12 protein-coding genes, 1 tRNA gene and 2 rRNA genes (1 of these 15 only partly in view) are annotated in these 15709 nt (G+C 60.8%); all 15 read left to right on the top strand.

Annotated features, from left to right (window positions below; genetic code table 11):
* Positions 1-1828, top strand: a 23S ribosomal RNA gene (locus tag C2U47_RS10390); it begins 1061 nt to the left of the window's first position.
* A 121-nt stretch (positions 1829-1949) separates the two neighbouring features.
* Positions 1950-2064: ribosomal RNA gene (gene rrf / locus C2U47_RS10395) — 5S ribosomal RNA — on the top strand.
* Positions 2065-2111: 47 nt separating this feature from the next.
* Positions 2112-2187: transfer RNA gene (locus C2U47_RS10400), tRNA-Thr, on the top strand.
* Between the two features lie 212 nt (positions 2188-2399).
* Complete coding sequence (locus C2U47_RS10405; RefSeq protein WP_049636357.1) at positions 2400-3665, top strand: cytosine deaminase; 1266 nt, start codon at positions 2400-2402, stop codon at positions 3663-3665.
* A gap of 87 nt (positions 3666-3752) precedes the next feature.
* A complete protein-coding gene (gene crcB / locus C2U47_RS10410; protein WP_039041077.1) occupies positions 3753-4130 on the top strand; it encodes a fluoride efflux transporter CrcB in 378 nt (125 codons plus the stop codon).
* A 65-nt stretch (positions 4131-4195) separates the two neighbouring features.
* Positions 4196-4948, top strand: coding sequence for a bifunctional demethylmenaquinone methyltransferase/2-methoxy-6-polyprenyl-1,4-benzoquinol methylase UbiE (ubiE, locus tag C2U47_RS10415; protein ID WP_039041078.1), 753 nt, complete (start codon positions 4196-4198; stop codon positions 4946-4948).
* Between the two features lie 8 nt (positions 4949-4956).
* Positions 4957-5565 carry a ubiquinone biosynthesis accessory factor UbiJ gene (locus C2U47_RS10420; protein WP_029313421.1) on the top strand — a complete coding sequence of 203 codons (609 nt, stop codon included), beginning with the start codon at positions 4957-4959 and terminating at the stop codon, positions 5563-5565.
* Complete coding sequence (ubiB, locus tag C2U47_RS10425) at positions 5565-7205, top strand: ubiquinone biosynthesis regulatory protein kinase UbiB (RefSeq protein ID WP_010672357.1); 1641 nt, start codon at positions 5565-5567, stop codon at positions 7203-7205. The genes C2U47_RS10420 and ubiB overlap by 1 nt, the downstream gene beginning before the upstream one ends.
* Before the next feature lie 39 nt (positions 7206-7244).
* Positions 7245-7493, top strand: a complete 249-nt coding sequence (gene tatA, locus C2U47_RS10430; protein WP_010672358.1) for a Sec-independent protein translocase subunit TatA — start codon at positions 7245-7247, stop codon at positions 7491-7493.
* A gap of 3 nt (positions 7494-7496) precedes the next feature.
* On the top strand, positions 7497-7955 hold the full coding sequence (gene tatB, locus C2U47_RS10435) for a Sec-independent protein translocase protein TatB (protein WP_049636358.1): 459 nt from the start codon (positions 7497-7499) through the stop codon (positions 7953-7955).
* The gene (gene tatC / locus C2U47_RS10440) at positions 7952-8704 is read left to right on the top strand and encodes a twin-arginine translocase subunit TatC (RefSeq protein ID WP_010672360.1); all 753 of its coding nucleotides are present in this window, start codon (positions 7952-7954) and stop codon (positions 8702-8704) included. Before tatB ends, tatC begins: the two co-directional genes overlap by 4 nt.
* A 111-nt stretch (positions 8705-8815) precedes the next feature.
* Positions 8816-9601 carry a TatD family hydrolase gene (locus C2U47_RS10445; RefSeq protein WP_049636359.1) on the top strand — a complete coding sequence of 262 codons (786 nt, stop codon included), beginning with the start codon at positions 8816-8818 and terminating at the stop codon, positions 9599-9601.
* Positions 9602-9604: 3 nt separating this feature from the next.
* Positions 9605-10624 (top strand): porphobilinogen synthase, encoded by a 1020-nt coding sequence (gene hemB / locus C2U47_RS10450; RefSeq protein WP_039041081.1) that lies wholly within the window; start codon positions 9605-9607, stop codon positions 10622-10624.
* 221 nt (positions 10625-10845) lie between these two features.
* Positions 10846-12888, top strand: a complete 2043-nt coding sequence (gene prlC / locus C2U47_RS10455; RefSeq protein ID WP_043155404.1) for an oligopeptidase A — start codon at positions 10846-10848, stop codon at positions 12886-12888.
* Positions 12889-13122: 234 nt separating this feature from the next.
* Positions 13123-15690: a putative bifunctional diguanylate cyclase/phosphodiesterase gene (locus tag C2U47_RS10460; RefSeq protein WP_043155406.1), complete on the top strand. Its 2568-nt coding sequence runs from the start codon at positions 13123-13125 to the stop codon at positions 15688-15690.
* Positions 15691-15709 lie beyond the last annotated feature (19 nt).

Raw genomic sequence — 15709 nt, forward strand, 5'->3', positions numbered from 1 at the left:
GCCATCATTTAAAGAAAGCGTAATAGCTCACTAGTCGAGTCGGCCTGCGCGGAAGATGTAACGGGGCTCAAACCAGGCACCGAAGCCGCGGATTCACACTAAGTGTGAGTGGTAGGGGAGCGTTCTGTAAGTCTGCGAAGGTGTGTCGAGAGGCATGCTGGAGATATCAGAAGTGCGAATGCTGACGTAAGTAACGATAAAGGGGGTGAAAAGCCTCCTCGCCGGAAGACCAAGGGTTCCTGTCCAACGTTAATCGGGGCAGGGTGAGTCGACCCCTAAGGTGAGGCCGAAAGGCGTAATCGATGGGAAGCAGGTTAATATTCCTGCACGACTTGTAATTGCGATGGGGGGACGGAGAAGGCTAGGTGGGCCAGGCGACGGTTGTCCTGGTGAAAGTGCGTAGGTGGTGTTTCTAGGCAAATCCGGAGACACAACACTGAGACACGAGACGAACGCACCACGGTGCGGAAGCCATTGATGCCCTGCTTCCAGGAAAAGCCTCTAAGCTTCAGATTACAAGTCATCGTACCCCAAACCGACACAGGTGGTCGGGTAGAGAATACCAAGGCGCTTGAGAGAACTCGGGTGAAGGAACTAGGCAAAATAGAACCGTAACTTCGGGAGAAGGTTCGCTCTTGATGGTGAAGTCCCTTGCGGATGGAGCTGTCGGGAGTCGCAGTGACCAGATGGCTGGGACTGTTTATCAAAAACACAGCACTCTGCAAACACGAAAGTGGACGTATAGGGTGTGACACCTGCCCGGTGCCGGAAGGTTAATTGATGGGGTTAGCGCAAGCGAAGCTCTTGATCGAAGCCCCGGTAAACGGCGGCCGTAACTATAACGGTCCTAAGGTAGCGAAATTCCTTGTCGGGTAAGTTCCGACCTGCACGAATGGTGTAACCATGGCCATGCTGTCTCCACCCGAGACTCAGTGAAATCGAATTCGCCGTGAAGATGCGGTGTACCCGCGGCTAGACGGAAAGACCCCGTGAACCTTTACTACAGCTTGGCACTGAACATTGAACCTACATGTGTAGGATAGGTGGGAGGCTTTGAAGGCGTGACGCCAGTTGCGCTGGAGCCGTCCTTGAAATACCACCCTTGTATGTTTGATGTTCTAACGCAGGGCCCTGAATCGGGCTCGCGGACAGTGCCTGGTGGGTAGTTTGACTGGGGCGGTCTCCTCCCAAAGAGTAACGGAGGAGCACGAAGGTTGGCTAATCCTGGTCGGACATCAGGAGGTTAGTGCAATGGCATAAGCCAGCTTAACTGCGAGACGGACAGGTCGAGCAGGTACGAAAGTAGGTCATAGTGATCCGGTGGTTCTGAATGGAAGGGCCATCGCTCAACGGATAAAAGGTACTCCGGGGATAACAGGCTGATACCGCCCAAGAGTTCATATCGACGGCGGTGTTTGGCACCTCGATGTCGGCTCATCACATCCTGGGGCTGAAGTCGGTCCCAAGGGTATGGCTGTTCGCCATTTAAAGTGGTACGCGAGCTGGGTTCAGAACGTCGTGAGACAGTTCGGTCCCTATCTGCCGTGGGCGTTGGATGATTGAAGGGAGTTGCTCCTAGTACGAGAGGACCGGAGTGAACGAACCTCTGGTGTTCGGGTTGTCACGCCAGTGGCACTGCCCGGTAGCTAAGTTCGGAATCGATAACCGCTGAAAGCATCTAAGCGGGAAGCGAGCCCTGAGATGAGTCATCCCTGACCCCTTGAGGGTCCTAAAGGGCCGTTGGAGACCACAACGTTGATAGGTGGGGTGTGTAAGCGTAGCGATACGTTGAGCTAACCCATACTAATTACCCGTGAGGCTTAACCATACAACACCCAAGAAGTGTTTCTGGCCTTGTAGCAAGTGCGAGACTACTTACCTAATTCAGTGATAGTGACAAGCCAAGTGCAACATCACTACTCACGTCAGCTTTCTGGATTAAGATTTTGCCTGGCGGCAATAGCGCAGTGGAACCACCTGACCCCATGCCGAACTCAGAAGTGAAACGCTGTAGCGCCGATGGTAGTGTGGCATTCGCCATGCGAGAGTAGGACACTGCCAGGCACCCAATTTTAGATTACGCATTGAGCGTGGTCTTTATCGGTTAGTGTGCTGATATGGCTCAGTCGGTAGAGCGCATCCTTGGTAAGGATGAGGTCCCCAGTTCGATTCTGGGTATCAGCACCATTAAATGAGAAAGCCTCCCAATCGGGAGGCTTTTTTGTATCTGCCTTTCGGCCATCCATCGCAAATTGCAGTCCTGCAATGTCGCACCTTCTTGTTGCTGACATATCTTCCCTTTCTATCCCGTATGCTTTCCGGGCGGCGCTTCTCTATTAAAGGGATCCGGGCTAAGTTGTGGATTGGCAAAGACAACTACGCTTTCGAAGGGGAAGAACATGCTGATTAGGAATGTGCGTCTGGCGGGCAGGGAAGGGATGTGGCAAATCCTCTGTCAGGGAGGCGTGATCCGGGCCATCGAGCCCATGAGCACTCAGCTGCTCTCTGCCCGCGAGCTTGATGGTGAGCAAGGCCTTGTCATCCCCCCCTTTATCGAACCGCACATTCACCTCGATACAACCCAGACGGCTGGCGAGCCGAGCTGGAACCTCTCCGGCACCCTGTTCGAGGGGATCGAGCGTTGGGCCGAGCGCAAGGCGCTGCTGACCCATGAGGATGTGAAACAACGCGCCATCCAGACACTGAAATGGCAGATTGCCAACGGCATCCAGTTCGTGCGGACTCACGTGGATGTTTCCGACCCCAATCTGGTCGCCCTGAAGGCGATGCTGGAGGTGCGGGAGGAGATGAAGGAGTGGGTGGAGCTGCAGATAGTGGCCTTCCCACAGGAGGGGATCCTCTCCTACCCCAACGGCAAGGCATTGCTGGAAGAGGCTCTCAAGCTGGGGGCCGACGTGATCGGTGCCATCCCCCATTTCGAGTTTACCCGGGAGTACGGGGTCGAGAGTCTGCACTACGTCTTCGATCTTGCGGAGAAATATCAGGTTCTGGTGGATGTGCATTGCGACGAAATCGATGACGAACAGTCCCGTTTTATCGAGACGCTGGCAACCTTGGCCTACGAGCGCGGTATTGGCCATAGGGTAACCGCCAGCCACACCACCGCCATGCACTCCTATAACGGAGCCTATGCCTCGCGGCTGTTCCGGCTGCTCAGGATGGCGGACATCAACTTCGTCGCCAATCCGCTGGTAAACATTCACCTGCAGGGGCGCTTCGATACCTATCCCAAGCGTCGTGGCATCACCCGGGTGAAGGAGATGCTGGAGGCGAACATCAACGTCTGCTTCGGCCACGACGACGTGTTCGATCCCTGGTATCCCATGGGCACGGCCAACATGTTGCAGGTGCTGCATATGGGGCTGCATGTCTGCCAGATCATGGGCTACGAACAGATCAACGACAGTCTCAAGCTGATCAGCTGTCACAGTGCCCGCACCCTGAACGTGCAGGATCGCTACGGCATCGAGGTGGGCAAGCCCGCCAACCTGCTGATCCTTCCTGCAGAGAATGGTTTCGATGCGGTGCGCCGCCAGGTGCCGGTATGTTATTCCATCCGTCATGGCAGAGTCATCGCCGATACTCGCCCGGCCGAGACGACCCTCCATCTTGTGAATCCAGAACGGGTAGACTTTCGCCGCTAGGGTCTTGCCGGGTCGATTAATTGCCCGGCTGTCCCCTGCTGTCGAGATTTTGCATAATGCCAACCTGACAATCTTGGAGACTGCTTGATGCAAACCTGGTTATTTGTCGCTGTCGGGGGCGCCTTCGGTGCCTGCCTGCGCTTTGGCATCGCCGAGCTGATGGCATGGCTGCTGGGACGCCACTTTCCCTATGGCACCCTGGTGGTCAACGTGGTGGGTTCCTTCATCATGGGGATTGCCTATGCCCTGATCAGCCATGGTCACGTGGTGGAACACCCGATGAAGCCATTGCTGATGGTGGGTATCCTCGGCGCCTTGACCACCTTCTCCTCCTTTGCCCTCGACACGGTCGTGCTGGCCCAGCAAGGGGCCTATCTGAAGGCGCTGCTCAATATCGGTCTCAATCTGTTCCTCTGTCTGGCCATGGTCGTGCTGGGTATGCAGTTGGTCGCAAGCCGGGTTTGAGGTGTCCGCACGCCATCGGCTCTGGTAAACTGGCGGCCATTCTTTGCTCTATGGGTATTTGAGGGATGTCGGAACAGACTACTACTACGCATTTTGGCTATAAAACCGTGGCAGCGACCGAGAAGGAAACCCTGGTCGCCGGTGTCTTTCATTCGGTAGCGGCCAAGTACGATCTGATGAACGATCTGATGTCGTTCGGCATCCATCGCCTCTGGAAGCGCTTTACCATCGACTGCTCCGGTGTCCGCAAAGGACAGAAGGTGCTGGATCTGGCTGGCGGCACAGGGGATTTGACCGCCAAGTTCTCCCGCATCGTGGGCGAGACCGGTCAGGTGGTCCTGGCGGACATCAACGACTCCATGCTGAAAGTGGGCCGCGACAAGCTGCGCAACCTGGGGGTGGCCAACAACGTCTCCTACGTACAGGCCAATGCCGAGGCGCTCCCCTTCCCGGACAACCACTTCGACGTCATCACCATCGGCTTCGGCCTGCGCAACGTCACCGACAAGGACAAGGCGCTTGCCTCCATGTTCCGGGTGCTCAAGCCGGGTGGCCGCCTGCTGGTGCTGGAGTTCTCCAAGCCGGTGAGCGAAGTGATCGCCAAGCTGTATGATCTCTACTCCTTCAAATTGCTGCCGAAAATGGGCGAAATCGTCGCGAATGACAGCGAAAGTTACAAATACCTGGCGGAATCCATCCGCATGCACCCGGATCAGCAGACCCTGGCAGGCATGATGGAGAATGTCGGGTTCGAACAGGTTGAGTTCTACAACCTGACCCAGGGCGTGGTTGCCCTGCACCGCGGTTACAAGTTTTAAGGTCGCCTATGCCGATGGATGCCATGGTCACCGCAGTGATCGAAACCAGCCTCAACCAGTTGCTGGCCCTGGACAAACAGAGCCCGGAGCGGCTGCGCAAGCTGACGGGCAAGGTACTCAAACTGGAGCTGCGCGAGCTCAAGCCGCTCTGGTTTGTCTTCTCGGAGCGCCGTCTGGATGTGCTGGCCAGGTTTGAAGGGGAGGCGGATGCGGTGCTGAGCCTCTCCCTGACCGCCCTCGGCCTGCTCAAAGAGCCTTCCGCCCTGACCCGCTATATCCGCGAGGAGAAGCTGGACCTGAGCGGTGACCCCCAGCTGGTGCAGGCATTCAGCGCCCTGCTTGGCGAGCTCGATATCGACTGGGAAGAGGAGCTGTCCCGCTACACCGGCGATGTGGTGGCCCACACCCTGTGCAGTGGTGCCCGTCAGGCTCGCCGTTTTGTGGGGCGAGAGTTGTGCCGTTCCCAGCGTCAAGTGGCCGAGTATTTGACCGAGGAGGCGAGGCTTGCCCCGGGTCCGCTGGAAGTGGCGAGCTTCAATGACGATGTCGAAGAGCTGGCCCAACAGATGAAGGCGATCGAGTTGCGGCTTGCCCGCCTCGAACAGCAGGTGAGCTGATGACCCCGAAGGAGTTCAAACGCCTCTATCGCATCGTCAGCATCCTGCTGGAACAGGGCATCGACGAGCTGGTGCCCGCCCGTTATCAGCCCTGGCCTGGCCGTCTGGCCCGTCGCAGTCTGTTCTGGCTCAAGAACAAGCAACAAGGCATGAGCCGTGGCGCCCGCATTCGCCTCGCCTTCGAGGCCCTGGGCCCCATCTTCATCAAGTTCGGCCAGATGCTCTCGACCCGCCGAGACCTGCTGCCTCCTGACATTGCCGAAGAGCTGGCCCTGCTGCAGGACAGGGTGCCTCCCTTCTGTGGTCAGGCCGCCCGTCGCCAGATAGAAGAGAGCCTGGGTTGCCCCGTCGAGACTCTGTTCGATGACTTCGACGAGACGCCGCTGGCATCCGCCTCCATCGCCCAGGTGCACACCGCCCGGTTGAAGGAGAACGGCCGCGAGATCGTCATCAAGGTGATCCGTCCCGATATCGAGCCGGTCATCGAGGCCGACCTGCGCCTGATGCAGGCCCTGGCCCGTCTGGTGGCCCGTTTCGTGCCCCAGAGCGGACGACTGCGCCCCGTCGAGGTGGTGGAGGAGTATCGCAAGACCATACTCGACGAGCTCAACCTGATGCGCGAAGCGGCCAACGCCATCCAGCTGCGCCGCAACTTCACCGGCTCCGAGGCGCTCTATGTGCCCGAGGTGTTCACGGACCATTGCCGTGAGCAGGTGCTGGTGATGGAGCGTATCTACGGCATTCCGGTCTCCGACATTGCCGCGCTGGAAGCCAACGGCACCAACATGAAGCTGCTGGCCGAGCGCGGGGTGGAGGTGTTCTTCACCCAGGTGTTCCGCGACAGCTTCTTCCACGCCGACATGCACCCGGGTAACATCTTCGTCTCTTTCGAACACCCGGAGAATCCGCTCTGGATCGGCATCGACTGCGGCATCGTCGGCACCCTCAACCGGGAAGACAAGCGCTACCTGGCGGAGAACTTCCTCGCCTTCTTCAATCGCGACTACCGCCGTGTGGCCGAGCTGCACGTGGAGTCAGGCTGGGTACCGCCCGATACCAAGGTGGACGAGTTCGAGTTCGCCATCCGCACCGTGCTGGAGCCCATCTTCGAGAAACCGCTCTCCGAGATCTCCTTCGGCCACGTGCTGCTCAATCTGTTCAACACCGCCCGTCGCTTCAACATGCAGGTGCAGCCGCAGCTGGTGCTGCTGCAAAAGACCCTGCTCTATGTGGAAGGGCTGGGTCGCCAGCTCTATCCCCAGCTGGATTTGTGGCAGACCGCCAAGCCCTATCTGGAGAACTGGATGCACGAGCAGGTCGGCCCCAAGGCGGTGTGGAATGCCATCAAGGAGAAGGCGCCGTTCTGGGCGGAGAAACTGCCGGAGCTGCCGGAGCTGGTCTATGAGACCCTGCGTCAGGCCCGCCATCAGCAGCACCACTTCGACCAGATGTTTGCCGATTTCCGTCGCCACAGTCGCCGTCAGGGGCAGGCCCGCTACCTCTTAGGGGTTGGAGCCAGCCTGCTGCTCGCGGGTGTATTCTTGCTGACCCAGAAACAACACATTGAGTGGGGACAAATCAGCCTCGCCGGCGCCGGGTTATGCTGGCTGCTGGGTTGGTTGCGAACCCGTTCCCATTAAATAACCTGCGCCATCGGGCGCCTATCCGGAGAGAAAGTCATGGGTGGTATCAGTATTTGGCAGTTGTTGATCATCGCAGTCATCGTCGTGCTGTTGTTCGGCACCAAGAAATTGCGCGGTATCGGCGGCGATCTGGGCGCGGCGGTCAAGGGGTTCAAGAAGGCGCTCTCCGATGAGCCGGCCGACACCAAACCCGAGCAGAAAGATGCCGAGTTTCCGACCAAGCAGTTGAACGAGACGGCCAGCAACGCCGAAGCCGCCAAGCAGAAAGACAAAGATCAGGCCTAAGCCATGTTCGACATCGGTTTTTGGGAGCTGGTCGTCATCGGCGTCGTCGCCCTGGTGGTGCTGGGCCCCGAGCGGTTGCCGGTCGCGATCCGCACCGCCAGCCACTGGATAAGGCTGATCCGCAGCACCGCCAACTCGGTCAAGGCCGAGCTTGAGCAGGAGCTCAAGTTGCAGGATCTGCACAACGATCTGAAGAAGGCCGAACGGTTGCAGATGAACAACCTGAGCCCCGAGTTGCAGGAGTCCATCGAGCAGTTGAAAGCGGCCGCCCAGTCGGTGAATCGTCCCTATCAGGGGGAGAACGAGATCCGCCCGCCTCGGGAGCCCGCCCAGGCTGAGCCAGCCATTCCGGTGGCGGCCTCGGTGCCCGCGACCCCAGAGGTGCCACCGGTCAACAGCCAGCGAGAGAGCGAGCCTGTGCTTGCCAGCGAGTCCGCAGCCAGAGGGGAGGTGAAGCCATGAGTCAGGCAGAACAACCCCTCATCAGCCATCTGGTGGAGCTGAGAACCCGTCTGCTGCGCGCCATCTCCGCCATCCTGCTGGTGTTCATCGCGCTCATCTACTTCTCCAACAACATCTACGACTTCGTGGCCCAGCCGCTGCTCAGCCAGTTGCCGGCAGGCACCAGCATGATAGCGACGGATGTGGCGACGCCCTTCATCACGCCCATCAAGCTGACCCTGGTGGTCTCCTTCTTCGTGGCGATCCCCTATCTGCTCTATCAGGCCTGGGCTTTCATCGCACCCGGTCTGTACCAGCACGAACGGCGGCTGATCCTGCCCCTGGTGGCCTCCAGCGCAGTGCTGTTCTACGCGGGGATGGCGTTCGCCTACTACGTGGTGTTCCCCCTGGTGTTCGGCTTCTTCACCAGTACCGCCCCCGCCGGGGTGACGGTGGCGACCGACATCGCCAGCTACCTGGACTTCGTGCTGACCCTGTTCTTCGCGTTCGGGGTGGCGTTCGAGATCCCGGTGGCCACCATACTGCTCTGCTGGACCGGGGTGACCACCCCCAGGAGCCTGAAGGAGAAGCGCCCCTACGTCATCGTCGGGGTCTTCGTGGTCGGCATGTTGCTGACGCCGCCCGATGTCTTCTCCCAGACCCTGCTCGCGATCCCCATGTGGGGCCTGTGGGAGATAGGTCTGTTCTTCGCCCGCTTCTACGTGAAGAAAGAGGACGAAGAGCAGCAACAAACGGAAGAGGGGAGCTGAGGCTCCCTTCCTCTTTTCATGCATCCGTTCGAGGCGTATGGTAAGGCTCCATCGAGTAGATGGTTTTCAAATGCCTGATATGCACCTCGTTTGTCCGGAACCCCTGACTCCATGATCGACATCGGTTTGAACCTGACCAGCAGCCAGTTCGCAGGCGAACAAGCCGACCTGGTGGAACGCGCGCGCGCCGCCGGGGTGGAAGCCCTGATCCTGACCGGCACCGATCTGGCCGGCAGCCGCGAAAGTGCCGCATTGGCCGCCCGCTGGCCCGGTTACTGCTTCTCCACCGCCGGGGTACATCCCCATGATGCCAAAAGCGTCAATGAGGCGACCCTGCCCGCCCTGCGGGAACTGGCGGCCCTGCCCCAGGTGGTGGCTATCGGCGAGTGCGGTCTCGACTACAACCGGGATTTCTCCCCCCGCCCGGTGCAGGATGCGGTGTTTGACGCCCAGCTGGCGCTCGCCGCCGAGCTCGGGATGCCGGTGTTTCTGCACTGCCGCGATGCCCATGACAAATTCGTCGAGATCCTGCGCCCCTGGTTGCCCCGCCTGCCGGGGGCCGTGCTGCACTGCTTCACCGGCTCCGACGCCGAGCTGGACGAGTGCCTGGCGCTGGGGCTGCATATCGGGGTGACCGGCTGGCTCTGTGACGAGCGCCGTGGCCAGCTGCTGCGCGAGCAGGTGGCCCGCATTCCGGCGGGTCGCCTGATGATAGAGACGGACGCCCCCTACCTAGTGCCGCGGGATCTGAAACCCAGGCCCAAACGCAACGAACCCGCTTTTTTGCCGCACATCGCCCAGGTGGTGGCGGCCTGCCGTGGTGAAGCGCCCGAGGCCTTGCTGGCCCATACCCGGGCCACCTCCGCCGCATTCTTCCAACTTCCGCTTTTGGAGTGATTCATGGCCACAACTCTTCCGGGGGCCTTCCCGGGCCGTCGCCTGCGCCGGGTGCGCAAACATGACTTCAGCCGCCGCCTGGTGCGCGAGAACGTACTGACCGTCGACGATCTCATCTATCCCGTGTTCGTGCTGGAGGGGGAGGGTCAGCGAGAGGCCGTTGCCTCCATGCCGGGGGTGGACAGGCTCTCCATCGATCTGCTGCTCGAAGAGGCCGCCGAACTGGTGGCCCTGGGTGTGCCGGCGGTGGCCCTGTTCCCGGTGACGCCGCTGGAGAGAAAGAGTCTGATGGCGGAAGAGGCTTACAACCCGGATGCCCTGGCCCAGCGGGCGACCCGTGCCCTCAAGGCTCGCTTCCCGGAGCTCGGGGTCATCACCGATGTGGCGCTCGACCCCTTCACCACCCATGGCCAGGACGGCATCATCGATGACGAAGGCTATGTGCAGAACGACATCACCACCGAGATCCTGGTGAAGCAGGCGCTCTCCCATGCCGCCGCCGGGGCCGACATGGTGGCACCGTCCGACATGATGGACGGCCGCATCGGTGCCATCCGCGCGGCGCTGGAGGAGAATGGCTTCGTCAACGTGCAGATCATGGCCTACTCCGCCAAGTACGCCTCCCACTACTACGGCCCGTTCCGCGATGCGGTGGGCTCCGCCGCCAACCTCGGCAAGAGCAACAAGGCCACCTACCAGATGGACCCGGCCAACGGCAACGAAGCCCTGCACGAGGTGGCCCTCGACATCGCCGAAGGGGCGGACAGCGTGATGGTCAAGCCGGGCATGCCCTATCTGGACATCATCCGCCGGGTGAAGGATCAGTTCGGCGTGCCAACCTTCGCCTATCAGGTGAGCGGCGAGTACGCCATGCACATGGCGGCGATCCAGAATGGCTGGCTCAAGGAGAAAGAGTGCGTGATGGAATCCCTGCTCTGCTTCAAGCGGGCCGGGGCCGATGGCATCCTCACCTACTTCGCCAAGCGGGTCGCCCAGTGGTTGAAAGAGGACGCCCGACGCTGAGGCGGGGAGTGTCCATGCCCTCACAATGCCGGCCCTCGGGCCGGCATTGTCGTCTCTGGCAGATGAAGTGCTGGTTTTATGAACAAAATGCCTGAAAAAGTGGGCAACAAGCCCGTCTCTTGGCGGCAAAGGCTTGATAAATGGGGTTTCTGCCTACATCTTAGATGGTCCAAGCAGGCTTCTGGACGGCAGGGGCTGCAGAGCATTTAGAGGTACCGCAGATGACTAACCCTTTGCTGACAATGGACTCGCTGCCTCCCTTCAGCCAGATCCAGCCCGATCAGGTGCAACCTGCCGTGACGCAGGCCATCGCCGATTGCAAACAGAAGATTGAGGATGTGCTGGCCCAGAAGGAGCCTCACACCTGGGACAGCCTGATCGCCCCGCTGGAAGAGGTCAACGACCGCCTCTCCCGGATCTGGTCCCCCATCAGCCACCTCAACGCCGTGCAGAACAGCGAGGCGCTGCGGGCGGCTCACGATGCTTGCCTGCCGCTGCTTTCCGAATTCCAGACCTATGTCGGTCAGCATGAAGGGCTCTATCAAGCCTATCTGGCCCTCTCCGAGAGCGATGACTTCCCCCGGCTGGATGATGCCCAGCGCAAGGAGATCCTGAACACCCTGCGCGATTTCCGCCTCTCCGGCATCGGTCTGCCTGCCGAGGCGCAGCAGCGTTACGGCGAGATCCAGGCCCGCCTCTCGGAGCTTGCCTCCCGTTTCAGCAACAACGTGCTGGACGCGACCCAGGGCTGGCACAAGCTGGTGACCGACGAGGCCGAGCTGGCTGGTCTGCCCGCGAGCGCCCAGGCTGCCGCGCGCCAGATGGCCGAACTCAAGGGCAAGGAGGGGTGGCTGTTCACCCTGGACATCCCCTCCTACCTGCCGGTGATGATGTATGCCGACAGCCGCGCCCTGCGTGCCGAGCTGTATGAGGCCTTCACCACCCGCGCCTCCGACCAGGGCCCCAACGCTGGCAAGTGGGACAACTCCGCCATCATGACCGAGTTGCTCACCCTGCGCCGGGAGCTGGCCCGACTGCTGGGCTTTGCCAACTATGCCGAACTCTCCCTCGCGACCAAGATGGCGGACAAGCCGGAGCAGGTGGTGGAGTTCCTCACCGACCTGGCTGCCAAGTCCCTGCCCCAAGGCAAGGCGGAGCTGGAGGAGATCCGCGCCTTTGCCGCCGAGCAGCACGGTCAGGACGAACTGGCGGCCTGGGATCTTGCCTATTACGCAGAAAAGCTCAAACAGCACAAGTTTTCGGTCTCTGATGAGCAGTTGCGTCCTTATTTCCCCGCCGGTCGGGTCGTGAAGGGGCTGTTCGAGGTGGTCAAGCGGGTGTTCGGCATGAAGGTGCGCGAGCGTCTCGGCATCGACACCTGGCACCCGGACGTGCGCTTCTACGACATCTTTGACGCCGATGACGAGCTGCGCGGCAGCTTCTACCTGGATCTCTACGCCCGCGAGCACAAGCAGGGCGGCGCCTGGATGGATGTCTGCCTGGGTCGCCGCTACCGTCAGGACGGCTCCCTGCAAAAGCCGGTGGCCTACCTGACCTGCAACTTCAACGGCCCGGTGGACGGCAAACCGGCCCTGTTCACCCACAACGAAGTGGTCACCCTGTTCCACGAGTTCGGCCACGGCATTCACCACATGCTGACCCGCATCGATGTGGCCGGCGTGGCCGGCATCAACGGCGTGGCCTGGGATGCGGTGGAGCTGCCGAGCCAGTTCCTCGAGAACTGGTGCTGGGAATCCGAGGCGCTGGCCTTCATCTCCGGCCATTACGAGACCGGGGAGCCGCTGCCCGCCGATCTGCTGGAGAAGATGCTGACCGCCCGCAACTTCCAGGCGGCGATGCAGATGCTGCGCCAGCTGGAGTTCGCCCTGTTCGACTTCCGTCTGCACCAGACCTTTGACCCGACCAGAGCGGATCAGATCCCTGCGCTGCTGGATGAGGTGCGCAGCCAGGTCGCCGTGATGACGCCTCCGGCGTTCAACCGCTTCCAGCACAGCTTCTCCCACATCTTCGCGGGCGGCTACGCGGCGGGCTACTACAGCTACAAGTGGGCCGAGGTACTCTCTGCCGACGCCTTCTCCCGCTTCGAGGAGGAGGGGATCTTCAACCCGGCCACGGGCCACTCCTTCCTGAAGAACATTCTGGAAAAGGGCGGCTCCAGGGAGCCGATGGAGCTGTTCCGTGCCTTCCGTGGCAGGGAGCCCCAGGTGGATGCGCTGCTGCGTCACAGCGGTATCGCCGCGTGAGGTCCCGCCGCCACAGTGAGCCTCGATTGGATGAGCTGCCGCGCCACTGCGGGAGCTTCAAGCAGGTACACATTTGCGGCATAGTGGGATCGAAACGTGATTTTTGATAGAAAAAGGGACCTTTTGGTCCCTTTTTCCAAGCCTTTTTAATATCTTGCCGAGTGCATGTTTGCACTGTCCCCGCCTCTTCAGTAGAGTCGGGTTCTACCTTCCAGGGAGAGAAAGAACCTTGCCATGAGGCGAGCACTCGAGTCTGTCTATCAAATCATCTCCAGCCTGTCTCATTCGAGTGGTCAGGGATATTTTGATGCCTTTGTGAGTGAAATCGCCAACGCGGTGGGGGCTGACTTCGTCCTGGTGTCCGGCAAGGATCAGGCGGGTCTGTTCTTTACCGTGCATGCCGCCTATCCCGCCTCCCTCGACATCAACTCCTACAGCTTCCCCCTCGCCGACACTCCGGGCGAGATCGCCATGCAACAGGGTGAAGCCTGGTTCAGTGATCGCACCCGCCAGCTGTTCCCCCACGCCGCCGTGCTGGAGCGCTGCGAGGTGAGAGCCTATGCCGGCGTCGCGCTCAAGAACGCCGAGGGAGAGACCATCGGCCTGTGCAGCGTCATGTTCAAGCGGGCCATGCCGAGAATGGAGAAGATAGTGGGCCTGCTGCGTCTGCTGGCCCCGCTCGCCGGTCGTGAACTGGCGCTGATGTATCAGCAGCGCCAGAGCCAGGAGCAGCCGGCGCAACCGGAACATCACCACTTCCTGGACACCATGATGTCCCATGCGCCCGTGGGCATCGGCAAGGTGGATCTGGGCGGCAAGATCCTCTGGGCGAACCCGGCCATCGAGAAGATGCTCGGCTACAGCCAGGAAGAGCTGCAACAGCTCACCGTCGCCGAAATCAACCATCCGGACGACTGGCAGACCAGCATTGCGCTCTACGACGCCCTCAAGCGGGGAGAGCGTCCCGCGTTTACTCAGGAGAAGCGTTATCTCCATCGGGATGGGACCGTCCTGTGGGGGCGGGTGACGGTGACCCTGATCCGCAACGAGCAGATGCACCCCGACTATCTCATGGTGGTGCTGGAGAACATCGATCCCATCAGGCGCCATGCGGAGCAGCTCAAGCTCTCCCACCGGGTCTATGACAACCTCTCCGAAGCCATTCTGGTGTGCGATGCCGACAGTCGCATCATCTCGGTCAATCCGGCCTTCGAGAAGATCACCGGTTACAGCGAGGAGGAGGCGTGTGGCCAGCGGCCCAGCATGCTCAAGTCCGGACTGCACGATCAGACCTTCTATGCGGACATGTACCACGCCCTGGAGCGGGTGGGGATCTGGCGTGGGGAGGTGTGGAACAAGCGCAAGAACGGCAAGCTTTATCCCCAGCAGCTGATGATCAGCGCCGTGCGGGAAGGGGGCAAGATCAGTCAGTACATCGCCATCTTCAGCGATCTTTCCCAGACCAAGCTGGCGGAGCAGAAGATCGCCGCCCAGGCCAACTACGACAACCTCACCGGCCTGCCCAACCGCTGGCTGTTCGGTCGCTGTCTGGCCCGCTTCTGCGAGCGGGGGGAGCGCTTCGCCCTCATGGTGCTCGACCTCAACAACTTCAAGGCGGTCAACAACAGCATGGATCACCATGTGGGCGACGCCCTGCTGCGGGAAGTATCGGATCGGCTGGTGAGCCGGGTGCGCACCGAGGACCTGGTGGCCCGCATCGGCGGCGACGAGTTTGCCTTCCTGGTGCCCGGCATCGTCAACCGCCGTCAGGCCGAGGTGTTTGCCAAGCAGGTGATCGGCGGCTTTGCCCGCCCCTTCATGCTGGCCAACCAGCACCTCTATGTGACCGCCACCCTGGGGATCACCCTCTGTCCCAATGACGGCGGCGATAGCGACGAGCTCTTGCGCAATGCCGAGCAGGCCCTGTTCGTCGCCAAGCGCCAGGGACGCCCCCTCGGCACCTACAACGCCTCCATGCGGGAAGAGGTGAGCCAGCGCCACCAGATGCAGCACGATCTGGCGGAGGCCATCAAGCTGGGCCAGCTGACCATGGCCTACCAGCCCATCTGGGACAACCGCAGCGGCCGGGTCGCCAAGCTGGAGGCCCTGGTGCGCTGGTATCACCCCCACTGGGGTCAGGTCTCACCGGCGGATTTCATCCCGCTGGCGGAAGAGGCGGGGCTCATCCAGGGGCTGGGTGCCCTGGTGCTGTGGCAGTCTTGCCGGGATCTGGCCAGATTGCAGCAGTCCGGCTTCCCGGATCTGCAGATGTCCATCAACCGCTCCACCCTGGAGTTCCAGACCATAGACCCGGAGGCCAACGAGTGGCTCAGGGTGATCCGCCACTTCGAGCTGGATCCGGCGGACATCATCATCGAGATCACCGAATCTCTGCTGATGGAGACCAGCGATCAGCACAGGGTGCGGATCGATGCTCTGCGCGAGGCGGGCTGCAAGCTGGCCATCGACGACTTCGGCACCGGCTACTCGGCACTGAACTACCTGCGTACCTTCCCGGTGGATCTGGTGAAGATCGATCGCTCCTTCGTGCGCCATATTCCCTTCAACGAGCAGGACCGCCTGCTGCTCGACGGCATCATCAACATCGTGCACAACCTCGGCATGCAGGTGGTGATCGAAGGGGTGGAGACACGGGAGCAGCTCAACTTCCTCTGCCAGAAGGGGTGCGCCTTCACCCAGGGGTATCTGCTCAGCCGCCCGCTGCCCTTCGACGATCTGACCGAGTACCTGAGTCTCAACCGTCAGGGAATGAACTTGGCGAATCTGACCACGGTGAGCTGACCCCCCGCTTCTGCTATCA

The organism is Aeromonas sp. ASNIH7, from assembly GCF_002903485.1.
Lineage (GTDB): Bacteria > Pseudomonadota > Gammaproteobacteria > Enterobacterales > Aeromonadaceae > Aeromonas > Aeromonas caviae.